The organism is Peribacillus simplex (assembly GCF_001542915.1).
Taxonomy (GTDB): Bacteria; Bacillota; Bacilli; order Bacillales; family DSM-1321; genus Peribacillus; species Peribacillus simplex_B.
In genome coordinates this window covers 94,894-119,028 of record NZ_LNNH01000010.1, presented here as the reverse complement: position 1 = coordinate 119,028, position 24,135 = coordinate 94,894, and the positions used below count along the sequence as shown (strand labels likewise).

The window sequence follows — 24,135 nt, the reverse complement described above, 5'->3', positions numbered from 1 at the left end:
CATACGAACGAGACATGGTAAACGGCGACGCCTACTCCCGCTCCCACTGGGTCACCTACGCCCTCGGAACCGTCGTCACGACAGTGGTCGGAACAAAAGGCGCAGGAGCCGTAGCAAAAACAGGTGTAGCCACAACAAAAGCCGCTGCAGTAAAAGGCGCAGCAATGGCAAAAGAACTCTCTATCCCTAACCTCTTGCCATACAACCCGAAAAACCAACTGTCGATGGCAGGCGGGGTGCCTTATAATGTGGTTGATGGGGTTGGGTTGAAGGAACAGTTGGTTAGGATGGCTAGGGTGGAGTCTCAAGTCAATGGAGATAGTGGGAAAAAGTTTACTATAGATACCATGAGGCATGTTTATCATGGAGAGATTAATCGACGTGGAAAAGCTGTTGGTTATCATCACGAGAGTATGATGGGTGGTAAGATAGTTCCAGGTACTGAAACAAGGCCTGATAGAAATGGAGTATATAGAGCTAAGGTGGTAATAGATGGAGTAGAAAAGAGAGCAAAATCAAGTTTTTTCCCAAAACAATGGGACCGGGTACAAGTATTAAAAGCTATTGATGAGGCTTTTAAAAACAAAACGCCAATTGGTGAAAATAAATATTCCGGTTTAACTACTTCTGGATTACAAATAGAGATGTATCTTAAAACAGATGGGTCAGTTGCCACTGCTTATCCAATTTATGAAGGAGGTTGAGTATGAAATATTTATACGAGTTTTTTAGAGACCCTTTTGGGACATTGAGAATAAAATTATCGGATGAAATAAAATTATTCGCGGATTTTATTGAAGACATCCCTACAGAGGAAGAAGCAGATGAATATATTGAGTTAGTTGAAAATGTATTAAATGGTTTACACCAAAAGTTTGAAATTCAACTTAATGCTACAAGTGTGCTAATAAAAAAAGATATGACAGTACTTGAACATTTTTTTAGATATGAAGAGCCTTATGAAAATGAAATGGAGACAGAACAATTTAAAGAACTCATGTTAATTTGGAAAGATAAAATTCCAGAAAGATTCAAGAAAAATGAGAATTGAATTTATGCTAATTTGATTATTCTTTTAGTGTTTCTTTATACTTGTCCTTGCTCCATCAGTTACGAAACTAAGAATTAGATGGTGATTTTGGTGAGATATTCAGCTTTACAAGAATTTATAAAGCAGTATAGCGAAGATGATGATTTACAGGTGGAGTAAGTGAAGATAAAGTAAAAGAAACTGAACAAAAACTACATGTGACATTACCCGAAAGTTATAAGTGGTTTTTAAGAAATTATGGTTACGGTGGACTTTTTGGAGTGAGAATTATTGGATATGGTTTTGCGGGGCCAGCAGTAGTAGATGCTACCAAAGGACATCAAAAATATTATGATTTAATAGATGGACTTGTGGTTATAGAAGATATTGATGAATTTGCCTATTGCCTCGATACTAATAAAATGAAAAATGGAGAATGTCCAGTTATTACGTGGGATAATCAGGGGGGCTATGGTGTTAAATTAGCCGATAATTTTTTAGACTATTTAACTGAACGCCTAGAAGAAGCAAAAGAAGATTGGGAAGAAGAGGAAGAAGATTGGTAAAAGCTGAGGGTAGTAGGTTATTGAACTTCCTTTGTTATTATGTAAGAAATGTTTCTATATAAGAAGATGTGGATAGATCCTTTAAAAAAAGGGACTATCCATTTTTGATTTATTCAGTTTCATGGATTTTTGTCTATTGAGAAGTGTGTAAAGGTGTGACAAATAAAAATTTTATTGAAGACTGGAATAATAGATGAGTAAATGACAATTAAAATAAGCAATAAGTCCCTTTAGTAAATTTGTAAAAGGAGTTTAGACACATTGGTGGTCAATCAAAAGTTAATGGAAAAAATAAGTAAGACTCGAGGAGTGTCAATATGACAAGAATTAGTAGTAATAATCCTAAGATTTTTTTACAAGATATAAATCAATTTGAACAAGAGTACGATGTTAATCTACCTAAACAATATGTTGATTTTCTACTAAAATACAATGGAGGATACCCTCAAGAATCTAACTTCAAAATATCTGATGATGAAGGAGAAAGTTTAGTTAATAAGTTTTATGGAATTGGGGATATGAAGAGTAATTTAGCTAAGGTTTTTGAGGTATTAGAAGGAGAAATACCGGATGAGTTTATTTCAATTGCTAATGACCCAGGAGGGAATGAAATTTTATTAGGAGTTAGTGGAGAATACCAAGGAAAGGTCTATTTTTGGAATCATGATATAGAACCAGAGGAAGAAATGGACAATATGTTTATCCTTGCAGATAGTTTTACTGAGTTCTTTAATACCCTTTATGATCCTGAATAATGATACTTTTAGGAAGCTACATTTATCCGTTATAAGCCAACCTAGAGTTTTTGTAACAATATAAGTTATGTTACGAAAGATAGCTAGGATAGCTGGCATTTTATGCTTACGAAGTATAGTTACAAGGAACAAACTTTAAACCTATGATTTAAGCAAGCTCGTTGGTCTAAAGATAAGATTTGTAATGAATTACTTTATATGGCTAACGATAAAGCATTTGGTTGTCTTTGAAACAACAGGTGCTTTTTGTTTTTTTTTTGAGATTTAATTAAAGGAAAATATAATATTAAATCTATAGATAATGTTAAAAATCAATTGAAAGCAGTTTTTACGGCGGGTTCAGACTTAGATGATACTATTGATATTCTAGTAGACGTTGGAAATAAAGGAGAAATTAAATGGATAAAACTCAAATTGCGAAAGACATTAGAGATGCTATAAAAAGTGGCCTATTGGATACGTTGAAAGATTTACTTGAGAAAAAACCAGAAATGTTAACATGGGTAACACCCTTTGGTACATGGTTACATATAGCAGCAGCTCATGGGCATTTAGAAATAATAGAATATCTTATTAATGCCGGGATAGATGCTAATGCACAGGGCGGAACTTTTTCTACAAATGCCCTTGAAAGAGCAGCTACAAAAGGCCATTTAGATATTGTCGAATATCTCATTAACCAGAATGTTGAGATTGATACTAGTGAACCAGATAGGAATCCTCTGTTTGCTGCAATATATGGTGGGCATCTTGATATTGTAAAGTATCTTGTTCAGAATGGTATTGATATTACTGTTAAGTATACAGGGGATACTATGAAAGATATGGGAGCTTATGATTTTGCTATTGAAAGAGGGCAAACAGAAATTGCTGAATATTTAAAGCAGAAGATAGATGAAAAAGAATAGAAAAGTGACTTTTTAATTAGTGCAATAAAATAGTTACAGACTTTATAAGTTATTCTATCAAGAACCGGATGAAAGCACTTGGTTGCCTTTAAAGAAACAGGTGCTTTTTGCCTTATAAATGAAGTGTAAAAAAGGAATTAGGAGCTGTACGTAGCGATTGAAGGAAATCATGCTTCTGTAGCCTTTAGACCCTGCTTATTATTTTGGAAAGAAAGGGCAGTTATTGAGGGGAGGTGGGAAAAATGGGTAAAAAGTTATCTAAAGAAGAGTTAGTTGAACTAGTAAATAAAATATGTAATCCTAAGCTGTCTGATGAAGAAGTAAGTGAATACATAGATATTTTAGAAGACAATGTTCCTCATCCTGCCCCCAGTGACTTGATTTTTTGGAACGATGAGGATTTATCATCAGAGGAAGTAGTAGAGATTTCCTTAGCATATAAAGAATAAAAATAAATGTATTTAGAACACGTAAAAGGAGTTATTAAATCAAGAATAGTAGGTGATATTGGTGAAATACTCAGCTTTACAGGAGTTTATTACGCAGTTTGGTAAATATGAGTTAATTGAACAAATAAAAGTGGTTATTAATAAAATGGAGGACGACTATCCTAAAGATATGAATAGTGGTGTTTTACATCTTATTTATAAAAGATATAAGAAGGCATTAGACATATTAGAGAATAATGAAGATATCAAGGAGATACATATTTTGGGCGGTGTACGTGCGTATATGGATAGTTATAATGACTATCAAAATCCGCTATTAGGAGAATTGCATAAGGCTGAACAAATCGCTAACCAACTCTTATAAAAGCTTGAACACGATTAAACATGTAAACAAATGAAAGAAAGTTTAGCGTATGTGTACAGAAAAAGATGGTTTTCGGAGTTGAGACGCTAAAAATGGTTGCCCTAGATCATGTTTTAGCTATAAATACTTTAATAGCCGCCAAGACTTGATGCACATCACCACTCTTGACGGCTATTTAACAGTAACGATCCATCGCTTCGTTACTATTTTCCATGCCTAAATAACAGGCGAAATGACTGAATGATGGATTATCATAAGTTCTTCTGGATCTAACTCAAATGATAAATTAAAATGTATGGGCTTCTGTTATACCTCAATCTCCACCCCGATGTTCCGTTCTTTTGATTGGTTGTATACACCTTTTGCCACGGCGAGGTCAAAGTATGCGGCACCGACTGATTTAAAGAAGGTGATTTCCTCTTTATATTCCCTGCCTGCTTTGGTCAGTGTTACAAGTTCATAAAGCTCCCCATGAATATCATCAAACGACCAATTACCCTGATGCGCTGCAGAAATGAGCTCTCCTGCTTCATCCTGCACGCCTGCCAAATCGTCGACGACGATTTTAGCAGCGCGTGATACCGTGGTATGATCCACTTCTTTCATGTCCGGCAAGTAAGACCCAACTCCATTAATGTGTGTACCGGGCTTAACATCTAGCCCATTGAAGACAGGCTCGTTCGAGCGGGTTGCACAGCAAATAATATCCGCTTGACGAACAGCTGCTGAAACATCTTCAATAACTTCAATAGGAACGGTTACGCCGAATGTCTGCAGCTTTTCACCGAATTTCTCCGCTTTCTCAGGTGTGCGATTTACTAATAAAATACGCTCAATATCTCTTACAGCCAACACACCGATTGCTTGTTCAAATGCCATTGCTCCCGTTCCGATTATCGTGAGAACGCGGGCGTCTTTGCGAGCAAGGAAATCTGTGGCAATGCCGCTCAATGCCCCCGTTCTGAGGCGTGTTAAATAGGAGGCATTCAACAAGGCTAGATGTTCGCCATTTTCTGCATCCGACAGCAGAATGACTCCTTGTGTCGTTGCCATCTCCTTTGAAGGATTCTTCGGGAAAATGGTAACGACTTTGACCGCCGAAACTTCTTCGGATGAATCAGCGCTTGGCATGTAAAGTGCCGATGCCTGGTGTTTAGGGAAAGCAAGGACTGTGCGATGGGGATTGTCTATATTTCTAGTACCATAAGCACGTAATACCGCCTTTACATCTGAAATTGCGTCTTTCATTCCATATATATTTTGAATTTCCTTTTCACTTATAACCAACATTCAATTGCCCTCCTTGAAGTAAACAAACCATGGATTACATGGCACTGCTATTATGCGTTTCGTCCAATTTCTGATTGCTGCGTTCCTTGACTGCCCAAATTGCCGCTAGGGAAAGGACTGATGCAAAAATAATATAAATGGCGACAGGAACATAGGAATTATTAAACCTATTAAGTAGAGCCGTTGCAACGAGCGGAGCTGTTCCTCCTGCCAGGGCTGCCCCGATTTGATAGCCAAGCGTGATGCCGGTATACCGAATCCTTGCATCGAAAATTTCCGAGAACATCGTTCCAAGAACAGCGGTGATAGGAGCCCAAATGATCCCTAGGCCAATCACAGTAGCAATGATTAATAGTAATACCGATTGTTGCTGCAGCAACCAGAAGTAAGGGAATGCAAACAGTGCCATCCCAATCGTTCCGCCTATAAATAGTTTTTTGCGGCCAATTTTATCAGATAACATCCCCATGATTGGTATTAAAATCGTTGTTATGATTGTTGCAATCATGACGGCAGTCAGTGTGGCTGTCCGTGAGAAACCGAGATTTGTAGTGGCATATGATACGACAAATGTGCTGAAAATATAAAATGGGGCCGTTTCTACCACTTTCGCGCCCACGGCGATAATCACTTCACGCCAATAATTCTTAAGTGTTTCTACTATCGGCAGCTTTGGAACATCTCCGGATTCCTTTACTTTTTTGAAAGACGGTGTTTCATCAATCCCTTTACGAATCCATAGTCCAAAAAATACAAGGAGAGCACTAAAAATGAATGGTAAACGCCATCCCCAAGTCATGAATGCGCTTTCAGGCAGCAGTGTCATAATAGATAAGGCAATGGTTCCAAGCAACATTCCTATTGTTACACCCATCTGGGGAATGGCTCCGAACAAGCCCCGTTTTTCCGCGGGAGCATATTCAACCGCCAATAATAGCGCGCCTCCCCATTCACCGCCAATTCCTAGACCTTGAACTAAGCGCAGTGTGATCAATAAAATCGGCGCCCAAATCCCAACAGCTTGATACGTAGGGAGAAGCCCCATCCCAAATGTAGCGATCCCCATTATACTAAGTGTTAAAACAAGTGTTTTCTTTCTTCCGATACGATCGCCAATATGGCTAAAGATCACTCCCCCAAAAGGACGGATGAAGAATGCTAACGCAAAGGATGCGTAGGAAAGCAACAGTCCTATCGTCGGATCTTCATTCACGAAAAATAGCTGGTTAAACACTAGGGCCGCAACGGTTCCGTATAAAAAATAATCAAACCACTCAATCGAACTTCCGACTAAACTTGCGATTAATATTCGCCGCATTTGCTTCTTTTCCATCTTGAGTCATTCCTCCAAAAATTGAAGTGACACTTCAATTTGTTATTTTCTTCATTTTAAATAATTGAAAATTTTCTGTCAATATGTTTTGTAAGAAGTGAATCATGAAGGAGCATTCATCAAATTTTGTCATGTATAATGAAGCTAAACATGATGTAAAAAAGGGGGTAGCTGCATGCCTTTTGATTCAATCGGGAAAAAACTGAAAGAATTGAGGAAAGAGCGTAAACTAACATTAAAGAGTCTCGCTGAACAAACGGGCGTCTCCATCAGCTTTTTATCACAAGTAGAACGGGGAAAATCAAGCGTCACTTTAGAGTCATTAAAAAAAATTGCCGACACATTGGATGTGAGTCCAAGTTTCTTTTTTTCTAAGGATCGCTCCCAAGAAAATTCAGACTCTAATCATGAACAATTTCATTATCAGAATTTATCAAGAGGCATTCGCGATGCTGTTTTTTCGCCTATTCTTGTCACCTTAAAGCCAGGAGAAAATAAAGGGAGCGCGTTTTCTCATAGCGGACATGAATTTTTATTCATTATTGAAGGAAAGCTGACAGTGGAAATAGAAGGAGAAAGAATGGAACTAGATGAACAGCGGTCGCTCATGTTCGATGCGAGAAAAGCCCATTACTGGTTCAACTTTTCCGACCAAATTGTCCGGTTTTTGGTGGTGTCATCAAAATAACGTCATAGGCTTCACTTATACAAGATGTCGTAAAAAGGTGGAAGTAAACAGGTATTCCTTACTGTTCATCTGCCTTTTTTTGTGAATATCCCTTCATTTCTTGAATAAATGAAGGGACTCTTCTAAACTATATTTAATCCACAATTTAACAGTAGATATAATCCATACATACGAACGAAAGCAAGTTAGTAGAAAAGCAATTGAAAGGACTTTCCATTATGTCGCTGATGTACGAATCTCAAACACTTGTATCTGCCATGCAGAAGCGTGCCGGACAATATAAGGACATGAAAGAACAGCTCACGGAATTGAAAAAAGGATTTCAAAGCATCGTCCATTTGGATAATGAGCTGCAAGGGCAAGGCGCGGAGGCCATCAAAGGGTTTTACCAAGCGCAGATTGATGTCGCCGATGCCTGGCTGCGCCTGATCGAGCGGCAAATTGCCTTCTTTAGTGGCATTCAAGGCGATGCAATCGAAGCGAACTTGAATGAAACCGTGGTCACGGTCCCTTTTTTAGAAGGAGAACTGGAAAACGCCAATCGCCATGCCAAGGAAATGGTCACGGCCCAAAAAAATGACCTAAAAAAAATCTTTTCAGAAATTGATGACATCATTCAATTACAGTCTTTTTCCGATGACACGTTCTTTGACAACATCGAAAAAGCCGAAACGAAACGGAACGAAACGATCCACAAAGTAAACGAAATCGACCACAAGTGGACAGCTGAATACGCCAAATCCGAACAAGAACAAGCCTCATTAACGGCACTCATGGAGCAACTGGAAGCATCCAGCACAAGGGGAGCAGAAGTATCACCGCTCTATTTTAATGCTGCAGCCTACAAAAATAGCGAAGCCTATAAAAACCTGGAAGTAAGGAAAAAAGAGACCGCACAATATCTCCAGGTTAAACAAGCGGAAGCGGAGAATCGCCGAATCAAAGACCTGAAGGCCCAGCTCGATCAGGTCACAGATCCAGACGAGTACCTCAAAATTGCCAAGCAAATCGGCTACGAAAACCTAGCGCCCACCCAGCAGCAATATGTCATGCAGCTAGAAGCAGCTAAGCAAACCGCAGACATTGCAAAAGGAATCGGCGTAGGCCTGTATGAAGTAGGGAAAGACTTTGTGACAGGAGTTTGGGACTTTGTCACAGATCCTGGCGAAACGGTTGAAGGCGTGGCAAACTCAATCATGCACCCGATAAAAACCTATAAATATATATCAAAGTCCATCTCCGACTCATACGAACGAGACATGATAAACGGCGACGCCTACTCCCGCTCCCACTGGGTAACCTACGCCCTCGGAACGGTTGTCACATCAGTAGTTGGGACGAAAGGAGCGGGTGCTGTAGCGAAAACTGGGGTAGCCACAACAAAAGCCGCTGCAGTAAAAGGCGCAACGAAGGCTAAAGAACTAGCCTCGATCCCTAACCTATTGCCTTACAACCCGAAAAACCAACTGTCGTTGGCAGGTGGAGTGCCTTATAATGTGGTTGATGGGGTTGGGTTGAAGGAACGGTTAATTTCTATGGCGAAAGTGGAGTCGGAGGTTGGTGGTAAGGGTACTAGGCTTATTCCAGGTACTCCTGGAAAGGTTACAGGGGGTAGTTCTACAAAATTAGGGCAAAATTTATTGAGATCCATGGGGCTTCCGAGTTCTGCATCATGGAAGGGATATCAAGCGCAACATATAATGCCTAAAAACTTAAGAAATCATCCGGTATTAAAGAAAATAGGAATGGATATGGATCATGCTGATAATGGGATATTTTTACCAATACCAGCAACAGATCCAAGTGCTTTGTCTAGGCATAGAGGATTCCACAGTGTATATAATAATGTGGTTAAAGATCAGTTAGATAAAATAAATATCAATCAAAGTACTGATGTGTTGGAAAAACAAGTATTTGAATTGCAACAAAAACTAAAAAAAGGTACAGAAAGTGGCATGCCATTATACAAATCAAAGGTATTAGAAATTGGTATTGAGAAGTTTTACAAAACAAAATTAAATGAAGAAATAAAGATTTGGCAAAGAGGTGGCGGTGCTACTGAAGAACTTTGGGAAAGGTGGATAAACAAATGAAATACGGAAAAAACACTCAATTAGTCGAAGAGGTTATTGATTTTATTACAAATTTGCAATTTTTTCGAAATGAAAATCTTCTAAATAGTGATGTTGTTATAGTTAATGATTATGAAAGAGCACAAGAATTAGCATGGTCTCAAGATTTTGATGAAGTTGAAAACGTTTGGGAAGATATTAAATCCTCAGAAGGTGGAGAGATAATAGGGCAATTATACGAGCATGATTTAAACTCTGTAGAGCGATCTATAAGGGAGATTATTCAATCATCAGAGAACTATCCAGGTAATTTTGTATCACAATATATTGATATTTTTGAAGAAGTAATTGGAGATTTACATATGTGTGCACTTAATCGTGTAGTAAATGGAAAAGGTGATAATTTTTATGAAAGAATCTTTGAGGTTTATAAACTTGGGGGATGGCCTTGTGGATGGGAAGGTGAATATCCAGAAGGGAGAATGATTGTATATTCACCAGATAATAAATAAAGTATGTTTGCAGTGGAAAGAAAAAGAATATGCTGTTAAAAAGTACATACTCTATGATGGTTGTACCATCATAGAGTATTACATGTGATGATAGAAGAGAAAAAGAAGTACGAGCTTAGGCGAGATGACATTTTAAACCTTACGAAATATTTCACAAGAAACACGCCAAAAACTTACTAAATTGAACAGTCTTGTGGGAATAAAGAAGGAAAGAATTATTATATCTAGGGAACTATAAAGCACTTGAATTGCCTTTAGGCAACAGGTGGTTTTTTTGTGAGAAATTTCTACTTTGGCCGACATGGATGATGCCTTACTGAAATTCATAACTCATGAAGGTAGTACCTTCATGGAGTATCGATTTAATACTAGGATAGGGTGATAAGAACGAGAACTTGGGCGAGATGAAAGTTTGCACATGCAGGGGTAGTTTATGGTATTACATAGCTTACAAACTAACGAGACCTTACAAGCTCGTGTAGATAAACATTCCAAAAATAACTGTAAATAAAGTAGAAGGTATGAGATATCAGAAAAGAAGCCATAACATTATTACAAACAATCAACTGAAGTAAATTATTAATAAATAGTGGAGGTATAAAATATGATTTCGCCACAGGAGTTTTTGAACAAATGGAATAGTGACACCTATGGTTTGGTTAATTATGATGAATCTAATATTAATTCATTTTCCTTAACTAATGAAACCAAGAATTTTTTAATTAAAGCAGGGTTACCTGAGTCTGCTCCACCTTTTCTAACTTTCGAATCTTCAACCAACGGTGGGGGGATTAGACTAACTGAAAAAAATAATAGCTTAGGAAAAATGTATGATAGGTTTATATATTTAGGGTATACTGGCAGCGGAAATCCAGTATGTATTAATGAATCTAACTCTGAGGTCGTATATATTGATTATGATAATGAAAATAATAGTGTATTAATAAATTCTACAATAGCAAAGTTTGCAGAGTCTTTGCTTTTCTATGTGGCATTTATAAAAAAGGTAAAAGCTGTTAATGGAAGAAGAGCCTATCTTGAAAAAAATGCAACTAAAGAATTGTTAGACTGGATTTCCAAGAGCCTTCATCAAATTGACGCTGTTTCTTTAACTCAAGGTGGGTTCTGGGAAGAAGAACTTGTCAGCTTTAGTGAAAAAAAATATATAGGGTGAAATAGTATTACATTTAATATTATAGATACAGAAGAATATTTTCAGATGTACGAAAACCTTGATTGGCTAAACGCTATTCAAGGTTTTTTTTATGGGGGGCTAGTGCTGAACGAACTGCCTTTTGTTTAGAGAACAGAGGTAACCCTTGTAATATTGCTATATTATGCATTTAAAATTACAAAGTACGTACAATCTACTTTAAAACGTATGTCCAATTAAATGCTTATCTTATAAAGTTAATATTCAAAATATCAACAGTTACCACCATGTCTATTCTACAACCTTACTTTCGCTTTCTCGCTACCACTTAGTATTTCTCGCAACTTTTAAAAACTCGTGGCGATAGTACATGAAAGGACTCTCCAATTCAAAGGAGATAATACACGACCATCAAAATTAATCGTAGAATATGAGATAACGAAAAATATGATTAAGTAAATATTTTAAATTAGGAGTGGATGAAATGGGTAAAGTATTTGAGGATTACTTTAGTGAATTGCAAGCAGATATGGTTTCGATATGTTTAGAGTATGTTTTTGAAAGAGCTAATAAAATATATATATATTGTTCACATGAAGAAGGCCTTGTATCTAATGACTTTTTTTATAATATCAATGGTAAGATTGTAGAGAGACATAAACTCAATGATGCATTAGTCAATGAAGAGGGTAATGCAAACTTTTCTTATGATATATCAGTAGATCGACAAAAAGCAGTTGTAAAAATAATAAATCAAAATATTAAAGAATTGATTAAATTATGCAGAAAATATTATCGTGAAATGCCAACAGAAATTAAGATTGTTTATGATGTACAAGCAAATAAACTGGCGGCAGATTATAAATATGATCTTGTACATACAAATGATTCTAATAAAACTGCAAGTTCTATCGCTAGGATATGGTTTGAACAAATCAAGAATGAAAATAATTAATATAAAAAAAGACCAAACCAATTAGCTAAAAAACCTTGATTGAGTGTTCGTCACTCAGCCAAGGTTTTCTTTTTGACCTATATAACCGATTCCTTACATATTAGAACGTCCTAAAATCGAAAGTGAAACATTAAAACGCAAGCTAAGAATTTACTCCTCATGTATTCGCGGGTATATTGGGTATCCTAGCCTTATATAGGTAAAAGGAAGCAAAGCGTAAATTCAGAAGGACGGCTTAGAGATAACAAGTATTATTTTAATGAACTATATAAATTACATCCTGAGTATTTTAGTGATCCTAACATCAAAAATCTTAATAATGGGTGGGCTATTGTAAATGATGCAGTCTTTAGGAGACATTTCCCTCAGTATGATATTGTGGGATTAAAAGGAAAACCTTTAGTACATCATCATATTGGTGGTGGCGGACAAGCAATGGCTATTCCACAACCGTTGCATCCAGGGAGTGGAGGAATCCATAAATTTGAGAAACAAATAGATATATGGGGGAAAGATCAAGAAAACGCTGAACGTCTTCAAGTATTTATTAAGTAATTTTGTTGGAGGTATAACATGGACATAAAAAAAGCAGTAGAACATTATTTTAAAGAACTCATAAATGTATGGGATACAAAATATGGTACATATCCTAAAGTACCGTGGGATGAATTGATTGATCCTCGATTGTATTTAAGTAATCCAGATGAAGAAGAATATGTATATTGGAAACCTATTGAAAAAATTGATTTAGATAATTTTGCAGAAATTGAAGAAAAGCTGGGTATGAATATTCACCATGCAATGAAAGAATACTTTAATTCGTATTGGTTCTTAAGCTTACAAGGCTTTTACGGTTCAAGATTAGTTAATCTTGAACCTATAGAACCAGGTAAATCTATATTAGAATTTTTTGAAGTAATGAAACAATATGAAGAGAACAATGGGAAAGAACGATGAATTAAAAATAGCGTGGGCTAATCCGGAAGTTAGAAAAGTAATTTCTTCAAGATTGAGATCGCCTGGAAAATTACATGAATGGTTAATGATTGCAAGAGCACCTACTTTCAAAAGGTGGGGGAAAAGTGCTGAACAAATCCAAGAATTGAGAACACCAACAAAAGATGTAGAGTTTATTAATCCACCAGGTAGACATCATCGTGCTCCTGGTTTTAAAAGAGCGCATAATGAAATAATAGACACATCCCTTGACTATGATACATTTGTAAGACGGTTACAGATGTGGTCGTATTATTGATACAAGGGTGGAGTAGAGGGTTTACCAGGTAATCTAAAAAAACAGGAGTGAAATTATGGAATATAGTGGCGTGGTTTCAGTGTGGTTTGGCGTTTCTAAATCGTTTGAAAATCTTGAAGAGTATGTTGATATAAAGTATACGGAAGATGGGGATTCAATAGACTCAAAATTTGGTACAAACTTTGAATTTGGTTATTATGATGAAGATAACATTGAAATTTGTTTCTATGAAAAACCAAAAAATAATATAGACGACATTTTAAATGATTTTTCATATAGCGAAGTAATTATTCCGAATATAAAAGAGTTAGTAAATGGTGATAATTTAACATACTGGATTAATTCTGTTATTGTACTCTATGATTTTCAATACGATGAAGCGAAAAGTGGAGGTGGAACGGAAAATATAGAAATTAAATTTATTGGTATTGTACCATACAAGTAAAACTATTTAGTAATTTAGTTTAAATAAGCTATTAATACTTAACAAGAAGGCTATGGTCGAAAGGTAGCTGATAGCTCTTCCTAGACTATTTAATCGAAAGTCTTGAAGAGGCAAAAGAAAACAGGGATGAAGATGAAGAAGATTGGTAAAAGCTGAAGGTAATAGTTATTTATCTTATTTTCTTAAAAGTAAGAAATATTTTACATAAGAAGAAGTAGATAGATCCTGAAATCAAAGGGACTATCCATTTTTTGTTATTTAGAGTTATGTACTTCTATATCCTACCGAAAAAAGAATGAAGTTACGGGAGTTCGGGATTTTGTCCATTGAATTTTAATGGAAAGGAGAATAATAGATGAGTAAGATGGCAATTAAAATAAGCACTAATGGTTCAGTTAGTGAATGTGTAGTACCCTTAAGAAAGTACACTGGTTTAGCAATTACAGACATAAATAATAAAATTGAAAACATAGATTTTTTTGCCGAAACAGATGCGAATGATATTGATGAAATGGAGAATTTAAAAGGGTTAGTTGATAATTTGTTGAAGTTAGGTGCAGAAGTAAAAATATTTGACAGTGATGAATATGGAGAAGGAATTTTCGATTATCAAGAAATTTCTTACGAAGAATTTATTAATAATATTGACCGATTAAAAGAAATTTATGGAAGAATTACGAGATTACAATGATGCATTGACAGACGAAGTTTAAATTGAAAAATTAATGCTATGAAATAAAAGTTAGTTTAGGGAGTAATTAAGAATGATAAAGATTAATGATGAGTTATTTGGAGAATTAGAATATCAAAAAAACTTTTGTAGAGGTAAAACAACTATTCAAATGTTTGATATGGACATAGAAATAAAATTAAGTGTAGATGGAAATGAAGATGCTGATTTTTCAAATATACAGAGAGAGGCTTTTCGAAATTTTGAAAATGAAATGAAAAATATTATGGATGAAGTGAAAATCCAAATATATGAGTATTATAGTGAGAATTTTGAAGAATATAGAGAGATGTTAGGAAATAAAACAGAAGCAGATAAAATTGCTCCGAAAACTGATACTATTCTAGCTTTAAAAAGGTTAGTGAAGCCTACAGAGTTAATTATAAGAAGAGTAAGGAAGAATGGAAAAAGAAGACTAGGTTTACTATGTGATGTCACTTGGGATATTGAAGATGGATTAGGAGTTAAAATTGAAGATGAAGCTGTAGAAGAGGTAGGTTATCAAGATATCGTTCTATAATTCTAATTTATTTGTGCTGGAATAGTCAAAAAACCTTGATAAGCTACATGCCTTTCAAGGTTTTTTATTTTATGGTTAAAGATTTCTAAATTTGAATTAAAACTTAAGATAGTGAACATCGGTGGTCAATCAAAAGTTAAGGGGAAAAATAGATAAGATTAGAGGGAGGCGAATAACAAAAATGATTAGCAAAAAAAAAGATGTAACAATTGTTGAAAACTTTTTTAGAATTGAAGAACCTCAAGAGAATACGATAGAAACAAAGCAATTTAAAGAATTACTTTTAGTATGGCAAGACAAAATTCCAGAGATATTCCAAGGGTGAATTTGGGTAATTTACCATTAATGTAAATGGTAATAATTGAAAACTCGCATAATAAACTTTCTTTAGAAGTAATAGAGCAATTTGAAACAGAAAATAATGTGAAATTAACGGAAAAGTACAAGGGGTTTTTACTTAAATGGAATGGTGGAACCCCTGAGCCAAGTGTATTTGATATTTCTGATGATCAGGGAAAAAGTGTTTTAAATGTATTTAATAGGATAGGTGACATGTATGATAACTTGGAAAAGGTTATAGACATATATGAGTATAGACTTCCAGATGGATTTATTCCAATAGCTGATGATCCTGCTGGTAATGCAATATGCTTAGGCACTAAAGCTCCTTATATGGATAATATTTAATTTTGGGATCATGAGCAAGAACCTGAAAATCCTGATGATATGAGCAATATGTATTTTCTAGTGAATGATATTAATGAATTTATAGAAAAATTATATGAAGACGTTGAAGAATAATCCATTTTATTTGATCAAGGATTTCAAAGTATTGGAAGTGGAGAGGTAAGCAATACGAAATTAGACTAGAAGGTGAATAAGTTGAAGTATTCTGAGTTACAAGAATTTATTATGGAAAATCGTCACGATGCTTATTTTACAGGTGGAGTTAGTGATGAAAAAGTTAAAGAAACTGAAATTAAACTACAAGTCCCACTTCCGGATAGCTACAAATGGTTTTTAAAAAACTATGGTTATGGTGGTATTTATGGTGTAGAAATAATTGGGTATGGTTTAAATGGTCCAGCAGTAGTAGATGCCACTAAAGATTATCAGAAGTATTATAAATTAATTGATGGGATAGTAGTTATAGAAAAGGTTGATGAATTTGCCTATTGCCTCGATACTAATAAAATGAATAATGGGGAATGCCCAGTTATAATGTGGGATAATCAAGAAGGCTATGGACGAAAGGTAGCTGATAATTTCCTAGACTATTTAATCGAAAGTCTTAAAGAGGCAAAAGAAAACTGGGATGAAGATGAAGAGGATTGGTGAAAGCTGGATTTATATGAATTGATAATGATATAAGGGTTTTTTGGAACGGCTGATAGCTCTTTTGAAATTCAAAGGGACTATGATGGAGGTCGATTATGAAATATTCATACGAGTTTTATAGAGATCATTTAGAAATGCTTAGAATAAAATTACCAGGTGAGATAGAATTATTCGCTGATTTTATTGAAGACATTTCTATTGAGCAAAAAGCAGATGAGTATATTACAAAGGTTGAAAATGTTTTAAATGGTTTATATCAGGATTTTGAGATTCAACTTAACGCAACAAGTGTGCTAATAAAAAAAGACATGACAGTCCTTGAACACTTTTATACATATGAAGAGCCTTATGAAAACGAAATGGAGACTGAAGAATTTAAGGAACTCATGTTAATATGGAAAAGTAAAATTCCAGAAAGATTCAAGAAAAAAGAGAATTGAATTTATGCTTCTAATTTGATTATTCCCTTAGTTTATTCTTCATACTTATTCGAGCATTACGAAACTAAGGATTAAAAGGTGATTTCATTGAATTATTCAGATCTACAGGAATTCATTAAGAACTATGGCAAAGTTGATGATTTTACTGGAGGGGTAAGTGAAGACAAAGTTGAAGAAACTGAAAATAAATTACAAGTTCCATTACCCGAAAGTTATAAGTGGTTTTTAAGAAATTATGGTTACGGTGGACTTTTTGGATTGAGAATTATTGGTTATGGTTTTGCAGGGCCAGCGGTAGTAGATGCTACCAAAGGTCATCAAAAGTATTATGATTTATTAGATGGACTTGTGGTTATAGAAGATATTGATGAATTTGCCTATTGCCTCGATACTAATAAAATGAAAAATGGAGAATGTCCAGTTATTACGTGGGATAATCAGGAGGGCTATGGTCGAAAGCTTGCTGATAATTTTTTAGACTATTTTATTGAACGTCTTGAATTGGCAAAAGAAGAATGGGATGAAGATGAAGAAGATTGGTAATAAAGTAAGAAATGTTTTTATATAAGAAGAAGTGGATAGAGCCTTTCGAAAATCAAAGGGACTATCCATTTTTTTATTGATTTAGATTTATGTACTATACTATTTAAAGGAGTTAAAAGATAATGGTCTTGAATTTATTAAGGCAAACCATGAAAATAGCTTAAATCCAGTAACTGAAAAAGAAATAAAAGAGGTTGAGAAGGAACTCGATTTAAAATTCCCTAGGGAGTTAGTTAATTTTTACATAGAGGTTGGCTACGGATTTATTGAAGGGTCAGAGCATAATATTAATCGTATTATGGATCCTTATTCCGTAAGAGATTTTCGATTAAGAGTTAATGATTTTGAGTTTTATCCCGACATAGAAATCTATGATGAATTTGAGAATAACAAACTAATATTTTTTGAAGGTAGTGAATCAGCTTTAATGTCAATCGAATTGAATGAAAATAACAGAAGTCCAGTCTACTATTATGATATACAAATTGCGACTTCTCTTGAAGAATTTTTAAGAAAGATAGAAGAAAATGATAAATATTACTTGGAGTTACTAGCTGATTAAAGAAAGATAATAAAGCTCATACCTTGATTGGTTATAAACCTTTCAAGGTTTTTTGTTTTAAATTATATTATATTAGCTTTTATTTTGGTAAGTATCTTAGAGGACTAATAGGTGCCCCACCTACTGCTACGATAGATCCACATGCACATCATATCCTATTTAAAAAGGGTCTTGGCCAGAAGCAAAAAGAACTTGTTGCTGAAGGTCAAGAAATATTAAAAAAGTATGGAATAAAATCGATAATCGGTGAAGAAAATCTTGTTTGGGCACCAAATAGAATTGCAGGACAACATGGTGTAGAACGTCTTCAACATATTGTTGATAAGTTGAAAGAAGTTGATAGTTTTGGTGGAACTCGGGAAAAAATGGTTGATATGCTTAAGCTACTAGGTGAAGAAGCAGCATCAATGAAATAAAGATATTTTTGGAGGATACTATGGATAATAAGGAAAAAGCAATAAAAATCTATGATTTAATTAAGAATGGTAATATAGAACAAGCGAAAGAGATCATTATTACTGATAAAAGTTTGCTTGATTTTGTAACACCTTTTGGAACTTGGCTACATGTTGCGGCTAGAGCAGGTAAACTGGATATGATAAAATTTCTAGTTGAATCTGGTATGGATATTAACATAAACGAAGGTGTACCAAAGTCAGCGACTATTGCACATGCAGCTAGTGAAGGTGAAATAAGTATTGTAGAGTACTTATTTGACAATGGTGCAATATTAGATGTTAGTGACCCGAATAGAAATCCTCTATTCTCAGCGATTTATGGTGGGCACCTTGATATTGTAAAGTATCTTGTTAAGAATGGTATTGATATTACTGTTAAGTATACAGGGGATACGATGAAAGATATGGGAGCTTATGAATTTGCTATTGAAAGAGGGCAAACGGAAATTGCTGAATATTTAAAGCAGAAGATAGATGAAAAAGAATAGTTTTTGTAACAATATAAGTTATGACAAATACGAAAGATAGCTAGGCGAGATGACATTTTAAGTTTACGAAGTATCATTACAAGGAACAAGCTATAAACTTACGAAATTAAGCAAGCTCGTTGGTTTAAAGATAAGAACTGTATTAAATTACTTTATATAGCTAACGATAAAGCATTTGTTTGTCTTTGAGGCAAAAGGTGCTTTTTGTTTTTTATGAAATTTAATTATAGGAAAACATAATATTAAATCTTTAGAAAATTTTAAAAATAAATTATTAGCAGTTTATACGGCAGGTTCAGACTTAGATGATATTATTGAAGGACTAGAAGACCTTGGAAATAAAGGAGAAACTAAATGGATAAAACTCAAATTGCGAAAGACATTAGAGGTGCCATCAAAAGTGGCAAATTGGATGCGGTAAGGGATTTACTTGTGAAAGAACCAGAAATGTTAACATGGATGACGCCCTTTGGTACATGGTTACATACAGCAGCAGCTTATGGGCATTTAGAAATAATAGAATACCTTTTTAATGCAGGGATAGATACTAATGCACAGGGAGGAACTTTTTCTACAAATGCCCTTGAAAGAGCAGCTATAAAAGGGCATTTAGATAGTGTCGAATATCTCATTAACCAGAATGTTGAGATTGATACTAGTGAACCAGATAGAAATCCACTGTTTGCTGCAATATATGGTGGTCATTTTGAGATTGTTAAATTGTTAGTTGAGAATAAAATAGATATATCTATAAAATACTCTGGTGACAACATGAAAGATATGGATGCTTATGCATTTGCCATTGAAAGAGGACAAACAGAAATTGCTGAATATTTAAAGCAAAGAATGGATGTAAAAGAATAGAAAAGTGAACTGAAAAGGAGGAAATAGTACGTGATTATTGGTTTCTAAAACTACCCTTAAGAGTAAAAGTGTTTGGAATGTTGAGATTATTGCTAAAGAGGAAGCTTAATTTCTTAAAGCTTAAACACGAACTTGTCTGGATCAGTAAGTAAAAATCTAATCGAAAAAAACTGCCAATCATAGAAACAACGGAACAAAGGTAGAAGAAGTGCTAAATCACCACATCCTAGCAAAAATGAATCAAACCATTTAGAAATGGCTACATCCATATTCCTAGTGACGGTGCAGAAGCTATTACAGGTGAAGAAATCCATGTTATAGGCGGTATTAAATTGTTTTTGGCTAGCCCCTATTAAAAGGTGCATTTAATAAAGATTAATTGATTTGAAATCAGCAGACCTCGCCAATTAGAAATATTACTAAAACTTGAATTCAAGTTTCGTTTATCATCCACTTTAGGTACCAGTTACTTAACTATACTCCCGATAACTATAACTTTGTTTTTTAATTCCTTAAGGGAAAAAACCACCAGAGGATAAGTGTTTTTTTGATGATGAAAAGTTATTAATTATTGAATTAAATAAGGAGTTTTATTAATGGAAATGTTGTTTTTGTCAAAATCGAAATGATACATTATGATTAGTAAAAAGTTAATTTTCAGGGAAGATATAACATATTTTGGAGCGTACATATAAATTAGGACTAGTTTTGGTTCTCTCGCGAGAAGCCGATGCCAAAAAAAGGTGAAGACATATAAAAATTGTACGGCATTGGATAAAGGAGGCGTAGCTCGTTTATATTCCGTTATAAATAAAGAAGTAAAAATGAAATACAAGCCTCTCGTATCAAAGGTACTATATGATGCCAATAAAAAAGTGACCAGATAAAGACTTGATCGCCTGTGAAAAAAATATTTTTACACGTCTTTAAATGAAAGTTCAAAATGTGTAATTTAGATAAAAAGAAATGAAAAGAAAAGTCCATTAATTCAGTTTATGGTTAAAAGTTAATCATCAAATTTTTGGCTTGAGTGTTGAAAGATAAATAAACTGATAGAAATAAATGGAAATAGGAGAAGAAAATGAAACTGAAAATTCATTCCCATAATTTCGCTGAGAATATTCTATCTCAAGAGCCATTTAAACAAACATATGATGAGCTATTGAATATTTGCAAACAAGCCCCAATTCCTATATATAAAAATAAATCCTCGAATCAAAAGAAACTGGATGTAATTCAACAAATTATAGATTCATATTTAAATCTAAGACTAAAATCCGATGGCTGGAACCATGATGAGCATTTTCCTGTAAATGATAAGGAATATTTAACGATAGACTATAAAAAAAATGTTTCAACCGGAGAACAAGACTACAATATTCACCTTGAAGTTGAATTTGGAAACGTTGCCAGTACCTATCGGAACTATTTTAAACTCCAATTTTTAAATTATAAAAAAAGTAATAATATTGGTGTGTTAATATTACCGACGGAAAGTTTGTCAAAGCGCATAGACAGTGGAATAGCAACCTACGAAAAAACTGTGGGTGAACTGGAATCGGCTAACGGTATATTTAATTTTCCAATTTTAGTGATAGGGTTAGACTATAATGAAGATGATGAACTACCACTGAATACAGGTGAGCTCACATTGAAAGAACTCCAAAGCAAATCAAATATTAAGCATGATATGTTTGTTAGGGATCTTATTAAGAACATTAGAGCTTGAATAATTAATGTATTAGATCATCATGTTAATTAAATAGTAAAAAAATAATGGCAGCTGACCTTTGGTTGGTTGCTTTTTTGTTTTTAATCAAAAATTGGGATATTCGTTAATGTTTTTATTCTTGAATAAACATATGGAATTCGTATGAGGGATTGTATAACAAACTTTGGAAAACAAATGGATTATTACTCTAGGACCATTGTGAACCGTTTGCTATAATTAAACATGAAACTATAAGTATATAGTTTCATGTTTAATTTTTTCAAGGTAGAAAATGATCAGTGTTCATTTTTTTGAATATATATTTTTATAGGCTTTAAAAAAATCTAAAGACATACTGAGGTGTTTTAGTAATTGCAGAATAATAATTTTGGATTTTTAGAGGGGAAGTTTCCGAAATTAGCGGAAATTGGTCGGCAGATTGAAGATGTCTTTTATAATGATCCACAAACGGTTTTAATAAAAGGAAGAATATTTTCTGAAGAGCTATTGAAGGAAATTGCTAAGCAACATGAAGAGCTTGAAAATATAAGCTATTTAAAATTGGTGGAAAGGATCCAACTTCTAGAGAAAGAGGAGATTTTAACAAAGGATATTGCAAGATCTTTCGATACAATCCGTTATTTAGGGAATAAAGGAACACATGAATTCATTGATAATGATTTGGAAAATGCCTTCAAGATGCATAAAAGGTTGTTTGAAGTATCGGTTTGGTTCATGGAACTTTATGGGGATTATTCATTTGTTGCACAAAAATATAAATATCCTCAACCGAAAAGTGATTTGGATATATTTAGTGAACTTGAGGAAAAGACCTCAAGCTTAGAGAAAAAATTGGAATTGATATTGACAGCATCCAAAGCTGCTGCTGCGACAGTTGAAACTGAGAGCGAAGTCCCTGTAAATCGGGAAAGTACGCCACAGCCTAATCTCGTATATGAGAAAGAAATAAGTGACCAATTTGAATTCACTCTTGAAGAAGGAGAAAGTTATTTACTTAAAGAGCTATCGAAACTTAAGGAGTCTTCGCAAGAGGCCATCGAGAATTCAAATCAATTCAGTGGTTTTAAAGAATATTTACATGTGAAAAGGTCGATTCAAGATGATTTGGAGCAGGCATTGAATAGGTCGGTAAGTAGGAATCAGGCTCAGTTGATTTTCTTGTGTGGAAGTGTTGGTGATGGAAAATCCCATTTGCTTGCATATTTGAAAAATAAATATCCTGACTTGGTAAATCAGTTCATGATTCATAACGATGCCACCGAGAGTTTCGATCCGCAAAAGAGTTCTTTGGATACATTGGCTGAAATTTTGAAGCCTTTCAGTGATGAAAAAATTGAAGGTGCTCGAGATAAATTGATTTTGGCCATTAATCTGGGAGTCCTGAATAACTTCATGGAATCACCTTATGCGTTGGAAAACTTCAAGATATTATCTGAATTCATTAAAGCGGCCAATGTCTTTGAAACTTCAACCATTACGGAAAACAAAGAGAATGACAACTTTCATTTAATCAGTTTTAGCGATTATCAACCCTTTGAATTAACGGCAAGTGGATCTGTTTCGGAATATTATTCAACCCTTTTAGAGCGTTTAGTGAATAACACGGAGGAAAATCCTTTCTACCGAGCGTACTTAAGGGATAAGGAAAGGATAAAAGGTTTCTTTATCACTAACTATGAATTACTGATGTTGCCGGAAATTAGAAAAGGAATAGTGGATTTGCTAATTCAGGCTATCATCAAGCATAAAATGATCATTTCAACAAGATCTTTACTCAATTTCATACATGATATCATGGTTCCGGCTAATCAGGAAGTGGATTATATCAATTCTGATGCTGTTCAAAAGACGGAAGGTCTACTTCCTTACCTTCTTTTCGAAGGAAAGGATCGCTCCCATTTGTTGTCAGTGATTTCAGCATTGGACCCAATTCATAAGCGTACGGATGTAGTCGATCAAATACTGATTGAATTGAATAATTCATTGGATATCAAGGATACCTTTAATAAGTATATTGACCTGTCCTCCCTTGGAGATTGGGCAAAGGAAATAGAGGGTGTTGGTGCATTCCATGATTTAACGGAAGCCTCCCGTCATCTATATAATAAGGCGTTAATCCGCTTGGCTTATTTTTTAGCCAATGAAGTGAAGGAAGTCTTTGTGGACAGCGACTATAAGGAATATCTTTCATATTTATATCATTTTAATATAGGGGATAGGAATGGTTTGAGGAGGATAACGAATTTATTGAAAGAATCCATTTTCCTTTGGAACGGTACCCCAAAGAATGATTATGTATATATAGATAAATCGAATGAAAACATTCAAGTGGCGCAATCATTAATGATCAAACCTTATTTTGGGCACTTGGAAAGTGGTGGCGATGGTGTATTAAATAGGTTTCATTTGACGATTCATTTAGCATTTGGTGATGAATCAAGGAGAAATCCTTTCTTTATGGAGATTGATTATCCTTTATATGAAATGTTAGTTAAGTTGTCTAAAGGATATCGTCCCAATAAGAAGGATAAAGAAGATTGCATTCAATATGTTGAATTTATAGATAAAATCATGCAGCACGGAAATAGGGAAAAGGAGTTATTATTCGTAAACCTTCAATCCAATAAAACGTTTAAATTGATTTATGATGATGACTACGAAGAATTCACGTTCAGAAGGGATTAA

The 24,135-nt window shown here is 34.5% G+C and carries 28 protein-coding genes and 5 pseudogenes; 31 read left to right on the top strand and 2 right to left on the bottom strand.

Annotated elements, in window-relative coordinates:
• The 7 genes and pseudogenes from AS888_RS26650 to AS888_RS03190 form a co-directional block, all read left to right on the top strand.
• The coding region (locus tag AS888_RS26650) for an EndoU domain-containing protein (protein ID WP_260320097.1) at positions 1 to 704 on the top strand (704 nt) is incomplete at its 5' end.
• A 2-nt stretch (positions 705 to 706) separates the two neighbouring features.
• Positions 707 to 1,051 (top strand): hypothetical protein, encoded by a 345-nt coding sequence (locus tag AS888_RS03215; RefSeq protein WP_061140754.1) that lies wholly within the window; start codon positions 707 to 709, stop codon positions 1,049 to 1,051.
• A 90-nt stretch (positions 1,052 to 1,141) separates the two neighbouring features.
• Positions 1,142 to 1,596, top strand: a pseudogene (locus tag AS888_RS03210) (SMI1/KNR4 family protein).
• 317 nt (positions 1,597 to 1,913) lie between these two features.
• The gene (locus AS888_RS03205) at positions 1,914 to 2,351 is read left to right on the top strand and encodes an SMI1/KNR4 family protein (protein ID WP_061140753.1); all 438 of its coding nucleotides are present in this window, start codon (positions 1,914 to 1,916) and stop codon (positions 2,349 to 2,351) included.
• 398 nt (positions 2,352 to 2,749) lie between these two features.
• The gene (locus AS888_RS03200) at positions 2,750 to 3,259 is read left to right on the top strand and encodes an ankyrin repeat domain-containing protein (RefSeq protein WP_061140752.1); all 510 of its coding nucleotides are present in this window, start codon (positions 2,750 to 2,752) and stop codon (positions 3,257 to 3,259) included.
• A 242-nt stretch (positions 3,260 to 3,501) separates the two neighbouring features.
• Positions 3,502 to 3,708, top strand: coding sequence for a bacteriocin immunity protein (locus tag AS888_RS03195; protein ID WP_061140751.1), 207 nt, complete (start codon positions 3,502 to 3,504; stop codon positions 3,706 to 3,708).
• Positions 3,709 to 3,853: 145 nt separating this feature from the next.
• The gene (locus AS888_RS03190) at positions 3,854 to 4,072 is read left to right on the top strand and encodes a hypothetical protein (protein WP_061141041.1); all 219 of its coding nucleotides are present in this window, start codon (positions 3,854 to 3,856) and stop codon (positions 4,070 to 4,072) included.
• Between the two features lie 306 nt (positions 4,073 to 4,378).
• Here AS888_RS03190 and AS888_RS03185 read toward each other — a convergent pair whose 3' ends face one another.
• Both AS888_RS03185 and AS888_RS03180 read right to left on the bottom strand, forming a co-directional pair.
• The gene (locus AS888_RS03185) at positions 4,379 to 5,362 is read right to left on the bottom strand and encodes an ornithine cyclodeaminase family protein (protein ID WP_061140750.1); all 984 of its coding nucleotides are present in this window, start codon (positions 5,360 to 5,362) and stop codon (positions 4,379 to 4,381) included.
• Between the two features lie 34 nt (positions 5,363 to 5,396).
• On the bottom strand, positions 5,397 to 6,695 hold the full coding sequence (locus tag AS888_RS03180) for an MFS transporter (RefSeq protein ID WP_061140749.1): 1,299 nt from the start codon (positions 6,693 to 6,695) through the stop codon (positions 5,397 to 5,399).
• A gap of 175 nt (positions 6,696 to 6,870) precedes the next feature.
• Between AS888_RS03180 and AS888_RS03175 the strand changes: the two genes are divergently transcribed.
• The 24 genes and pseudogenes from AS888_RS03175 to dptF all read left to right on the top strand — a co-directional run bounded on the left by AS888_RS03175 (position 6,871) and on the right by dptF (position 24,135).
• Positions 6,871 to 7,383 carry a helix-turn-helix domain-containing protein gene (locus AS888_RS03175; RefSeq protein WP_061140748.1) on the top strand — a complete coding sequence of 171 codons (513 nt, stop codon included), beginning with the start codon at positions 6,871 to 6,873 and terminating at the stop codon, positions 7,381 to 7,383.
• Between the two features lie 218 nt (positions 7,384 to 7,601).
• Positions 7,602 to 8,183, top strand: a pseudogene (locus AS888_RS27035) (T7SS effector LXG polymorphic toxin); the annotation flags it as partial.
• A 735-nt stretch (positions 8,184 to 8,918) separates the two neighbouring features.
• Positions 8,919 to 9,476 (top strand): AHH domain-containing protein, encoded by a 558-nt coding sequence (locus AS888_RS27030; RefSeq protein ID WP_311316464.1) that lies wholly within the window; start codon positions 8,919 to 8,921, stop codon positions 9,474 to 9,476.
• Positions 9,473 to 9,967: a hypothetical protein gene (locus tag AS888_RS03165; RefSeq protein ID WP_061140746.1), complete on the top strand. Its 495-nt coding sequence runs from the start codon at positions 9,473 to 9,475 to the stop codon at positions 9,965 to 9,967. Before AS888_RS27030 ends, AS888_RS03165 begins: the two co-directional genes overlap by 4 nt.
• A gap of 604 nt (positions 9,968 to 10,571) precedes the next feature.
• Positions 10,572 to 11,141, top strand: coding sequence for an SUKH-4 family immunity protein (locus tag AS888_RS03160; protein ID WP_061140745.1), 570 nt, complete (start codon positions 10,572 to 10,574; stop codon positions 11,139 to 11,141).
• Positions 11,142 to 11,604: 463 nt separating this feature from the next.
• On the top strand, positions 11,605 to 12,075 hold the full coding sequence (locus tag AS888_RS03155) for a hypothetical protein (protein ID WP_061140744.1): 471 nt from the start codon (positions 11,605 to 11,607) through the stop codon (positions 12,073 to 12,075).
• Between the two features lie 195 nt (positions 12,076 to 12,270).
• Complete coding sequence (locus tag AS888_RS03150) at positions 12,271 to 12,630, top strand: hypothetical protein (RefSeq protein ID WP_061140743.1); 360 nt, start codon at positions 12,271 to 12,273, stop codon at positions 12,628 to 12,630.
• Positions 12,631 to 12,648: 18 nt separating this feature from the next.
• Positions 12,649 to 13,032, top strand: a complete 384-nt coding sequence (locus AS888_RS03145; RefSeq protein WP_061140742.1) for a SecY-interacting protein Syd — start codon at positions 12,649 to 12,651, stop codon at positions 13,030 to 13,032.
• Positions 13,004 to 13,330 carry a hypothetical protein gene (locus AS888_RS03140; RefSeq protein ID WP_221408555.1) on the top strand — a complete coding sequence of 109 codons (327 nt, stop codon included), beginning with the start codon at positions 13,004 to 13,006 and terminating at the stop codon, positions 13,328 to 13,330. Before AS888_RS03145 ends, AS888_RS03140 begins: the two co-directional genes overlap by 29 nt.
• 55 nt (positions 13,331 to 13,385) lie before the next feature.
• The gene (locus tag AS888_RS03135) at positions 13,386 to 13,775 is read left to right on the top strand and encodes an immunity 22 family protein (protein WP_061140740.1); all 390 of its coding nucleotides are present in this window, start codon (positions 13,386 to 13,388) and stop codon (positions 13,773 to 13,775) included.
• Between the two features lie 355 nt (positions 13,776 to 14,130).
• Positions 14,131 to 14,488, top strand: a pseudogene (locus AS888_RS03130) (hypothetical protein).
• Positions 14,489 to 14,539: 51 nt separating this feature from the next.
• Positions 14,540 to 15,025, top strand: coding sequence for a DUF6985 domain-containing protein (locus AS888_RS03125; protein WP_061140739.1), 486 nt, complete (start codon positions 14,540 to 14,542; stop codon positions 15,023 to 15,025).
• A 193-nt stretch (positions 15,026 to 15,218) separates the two neighbouring features.
• A pseudogene (locus AS888_RS03120) lies at positions 15,219 to 15,350 on the top strand (tRNA-Val4); the annotation flags it as partial.
• A gap of 26 nt (positions 15,351 to 15,376) precedes the next feature.
• A complete protein-coding gene (locus AS888_RS03115; RefSeq protein WP_311316462.1) occupies positions 15,377 to 15,712 on the top strand; it encodes an SMI1/KNR4 family protein in 336 nt (111 codons plus the stop codon).
• Between the two features lie 195 nt (positions 15,713 to 15,907).
• Positions 15,908 to 16,363: an SMI1/KNR4 family protein gene (locus AS888_RS03110; RefSeq protein WP_061140738.1), complete on the top strand. Its 456-nt coding sequence runs from the start codon at positions 15,908 to 15,910 to the stop codon at positions 16,361 to 16,363.
• A gap of 95 nt (positions 16,364 to 16,458) precedes the next feature.
• Entirely contained in the window at positions 16,459 to 16,803 is a 345-nt protein-coding gene (locus tag AS888_RS03105) for a hypothetical protein (protein ID WP_061140737.1), read from the top strand.
• A gap of 87 nt (positions 16,804 to 16,890) precedes the next feature.
• Positions 16,891 to 17,346, top strand: coding sequence for an SMI1/KNR4 family protein (locus tag AS888_RS03100; protein ID WP_061140736.1), 456 nt, complete (start codon positions 16,891 to 16,893; stop codon positions 17,344 to 17,346).
• Between the two features lie 85 nt (positions 17,347 to 17,431).
• Entirely contained in the window at positions 17,432 to 17,908 is a 477-nt protein-coding gene (locus AS888_RS03095) for an SMI1/KNR4 family protein (protein WP_061140735.1), read from the top strand.
• A gap of 23 nt (positions 17,909 to 17,931) precedes the next feature.
• Complete coding sequence (locus AS888_RS03090) at positions 17,932 to 18,324, top strand: AHH domain-containing protein (protein ID WP_260320095.1); 393 nt, start codon at positions 17,932 to 17,934, stop codon at positions 18,322 to 18,324.
• Between the two features lie 20 nt (positions 18,325 to 18,344).
• The gene (locus tag AS888_RS03085) at positions 18,345 to 18,854 is read left to right on the top strand and encodes an ankyrin repeat domain-containing protein (protein WP_061140734.1); all 510 of its coding nucleotides are present in this window, start codon (positions 18,345 to 18,347) and stop codon (positions 18,852 to 18,854) included.
• Between the two features lie 354 nt (positions 18,855 to 19,208).
• Positions 19,209 to 19,718: an ankyrin repeat domain-containing protein gene (locus AS888_RS03080; protein ID WP_061140733.1), complete on the top strand. Its 510-nt coding sequence runs from the start codon at positions 19,209 to 19,211 to the stop codon at positions 19,716 to 19,718.
• 737 nt (positions 19,719 to 20,455) lie between these two features.
• A pseudogene (locus tag AS888_RS26645) lies at positions 20,456 to 20,648 on the top strand (excalibur calcium-binding domain-containing protein); the annotation flags it as partial.
• A 151-nt stretch (positions 20,649 to 20,799) separates the two neighbouring features.
• A complete protein-coding gene (locus AS888_RS03075) occupies positions 20,800 to 21,447 on the top strand; it encodes a BglII/BstYI family type II restriction endonuclease (protein ID WP_061140732.1) in 648 nt (215 codons plus the stop codon).
• 354 nt (positions 21,448 to 21,801) lie between these two features.
• A complete protein-coding gene (dptF, locus tag AS888_RS03070; RefSeq protein WP_061140731.1) occupies positions 21,802 to 24,135 on the top strand; it encodes a DNA phosphorothioation-dependent restriction protein DptF in 2,334 nt (777 codons plus the stop codon).

Bases quoted from the DNA above. Each gene is read 5' to 3' on its own strand.
- AS888_RS03215 (WP_061140754.1), top strand. From the start codon at position 707: ATGAAATATTTATACGAGTTTTTTAGAGACCCTTTTGGGACATTGAGA.
- AS888_RS03205 (WP_061140753.1), top strand. From the start codon at position 1,914: ATGACAAGAATTAGTAGTAATAATCCTAAGATTTTTTTACAAGATATA.
- AS888_RS03200 (WP_061140752.1), top strand. From the start codon at position 2,750: ATGGATAAAACTCAAATTGCGAAAGACATTAGAGATGCTATAAAAAGT.
- AS888_RS03195 (WP_061140751.1), top strand. From the start codon at position 3,502: ATGGGTAAAAAGTTATCTAAAGAAGAGTTAGTTGAACTAGTAAATAAA.
- AS888_RS03190 (WP_061141041.1), top strand. From the start codon at position 3,854: ATGGAGGACGACTATCCTAAAGATATGAATAGTGGTGTTTTACATCTT.
- AS888_RS03185 (WP_061140750.1), bottom strand. From the start codon at position 5,362: ATGTTGGTTATAAGTGAAAAGGAAATTCAAAATATATATGGAATGAAA.
- AS888_RS03180 (WP_061140749.1), bottom strand. From the start codon at position 6,695: ATGGAAAAGAAGCAAATGCGGCGAATATTAATCGCAAGTTTAGTCGGA.
- AS888_RS03175 (WP_061140748.1), top strand. From the start codon at position 6,871: ATGCCTTTTGATTCAATCGGGAAAAAACTGAAAGAATTGAGGAAAGAG.
- AS888_RS27030 (WP_311316464.1), top strand. From the start codon at position 8,919: ATGGCGAAAGTGGAGTCGGAGGTTGGTGGTAAGGGTACTAGGCTTATT.
- AS888_RS03165 (WP_061140746.1), top strand. From the start codon at position 9,473: ATGAAATACGGAAAAAACACTCAATTAGTCGAAGAGGTTATTGATTTT.
- AS888_RS03160 (WP_061140745.1), top strand. From the start codon at position 10,572: ATGATTTCGCCACAGGAGTTTTTGAACAAATGGAATAGTGACACCTAT.
- AS888_RS03155 (WP_061140744.1), top strand. From the start codon at position 11,605: ATGGGTAAAGTATTTGAGGATTACTTTAGTGAATTGCAAGCAGATATG.
- AS888_RS03145 (WP_061140742.1), top strand. From the start codon at position 12,649: ATGGACATAAAAAAAGCAGTAGAACATTATTTTAAAGAACTCATAAAT.
- AS888_RS03140 (WP_221408555.1), top strand. From the start codon at position 13,004: ATGAAGAGAACAATGGGAAAGAACGATGAATTAAAAATAGCGTGGGCT.
- AS888_RS03135 (WP_061140740.1), top strand. From the start codon at position 13,386: ATGGAATATAGTGGCGTGGTTTCAGTGTGGTTTGGCGTTTCTAAATCG.
- AS888_RS03125 (WP_061140739.1), top strand. From the start codon at position 14,540: ATGATAAAGATTAATGATGAGTTATTTGGAGAATTAGAATATCAAAAA.
- AS888_RS03115 (WP_311316462.1), top strand. From the start codon at position 15,377: ATGGTAATAATTGAAAACTCGCATAATAAACTTTCTTTAGAAGTAATA.
- AS888_RS03105 (WP_061140737.1), top strand. From the start codon at position 16,459: ATGAAATATTCATACGAGTTTTATAGAGATCATTTAGAAATGCTTAGA.
- AS888_RS03085 (WP_061140734.1), top strand. From the start codon at position 18,345: ATGGATAATAAGGAAAAAGCAATAAAAATCTATGATTTAATTAAGAAT.
- AS888_RS03080 (WP_061140733.1), top strand. From the start codon at position 19,209: ATGGATAAAACTCAAATTGCGAAAGACATTAGAGGTGCCATCAAAAGT.
- AS888_RS03075 (WP_061140732.1), top strand. From the start codon at position 20,800: ATGAAACTGAAAATTCATTCCCATAATTTCGCTGAGAATATTCTATCT.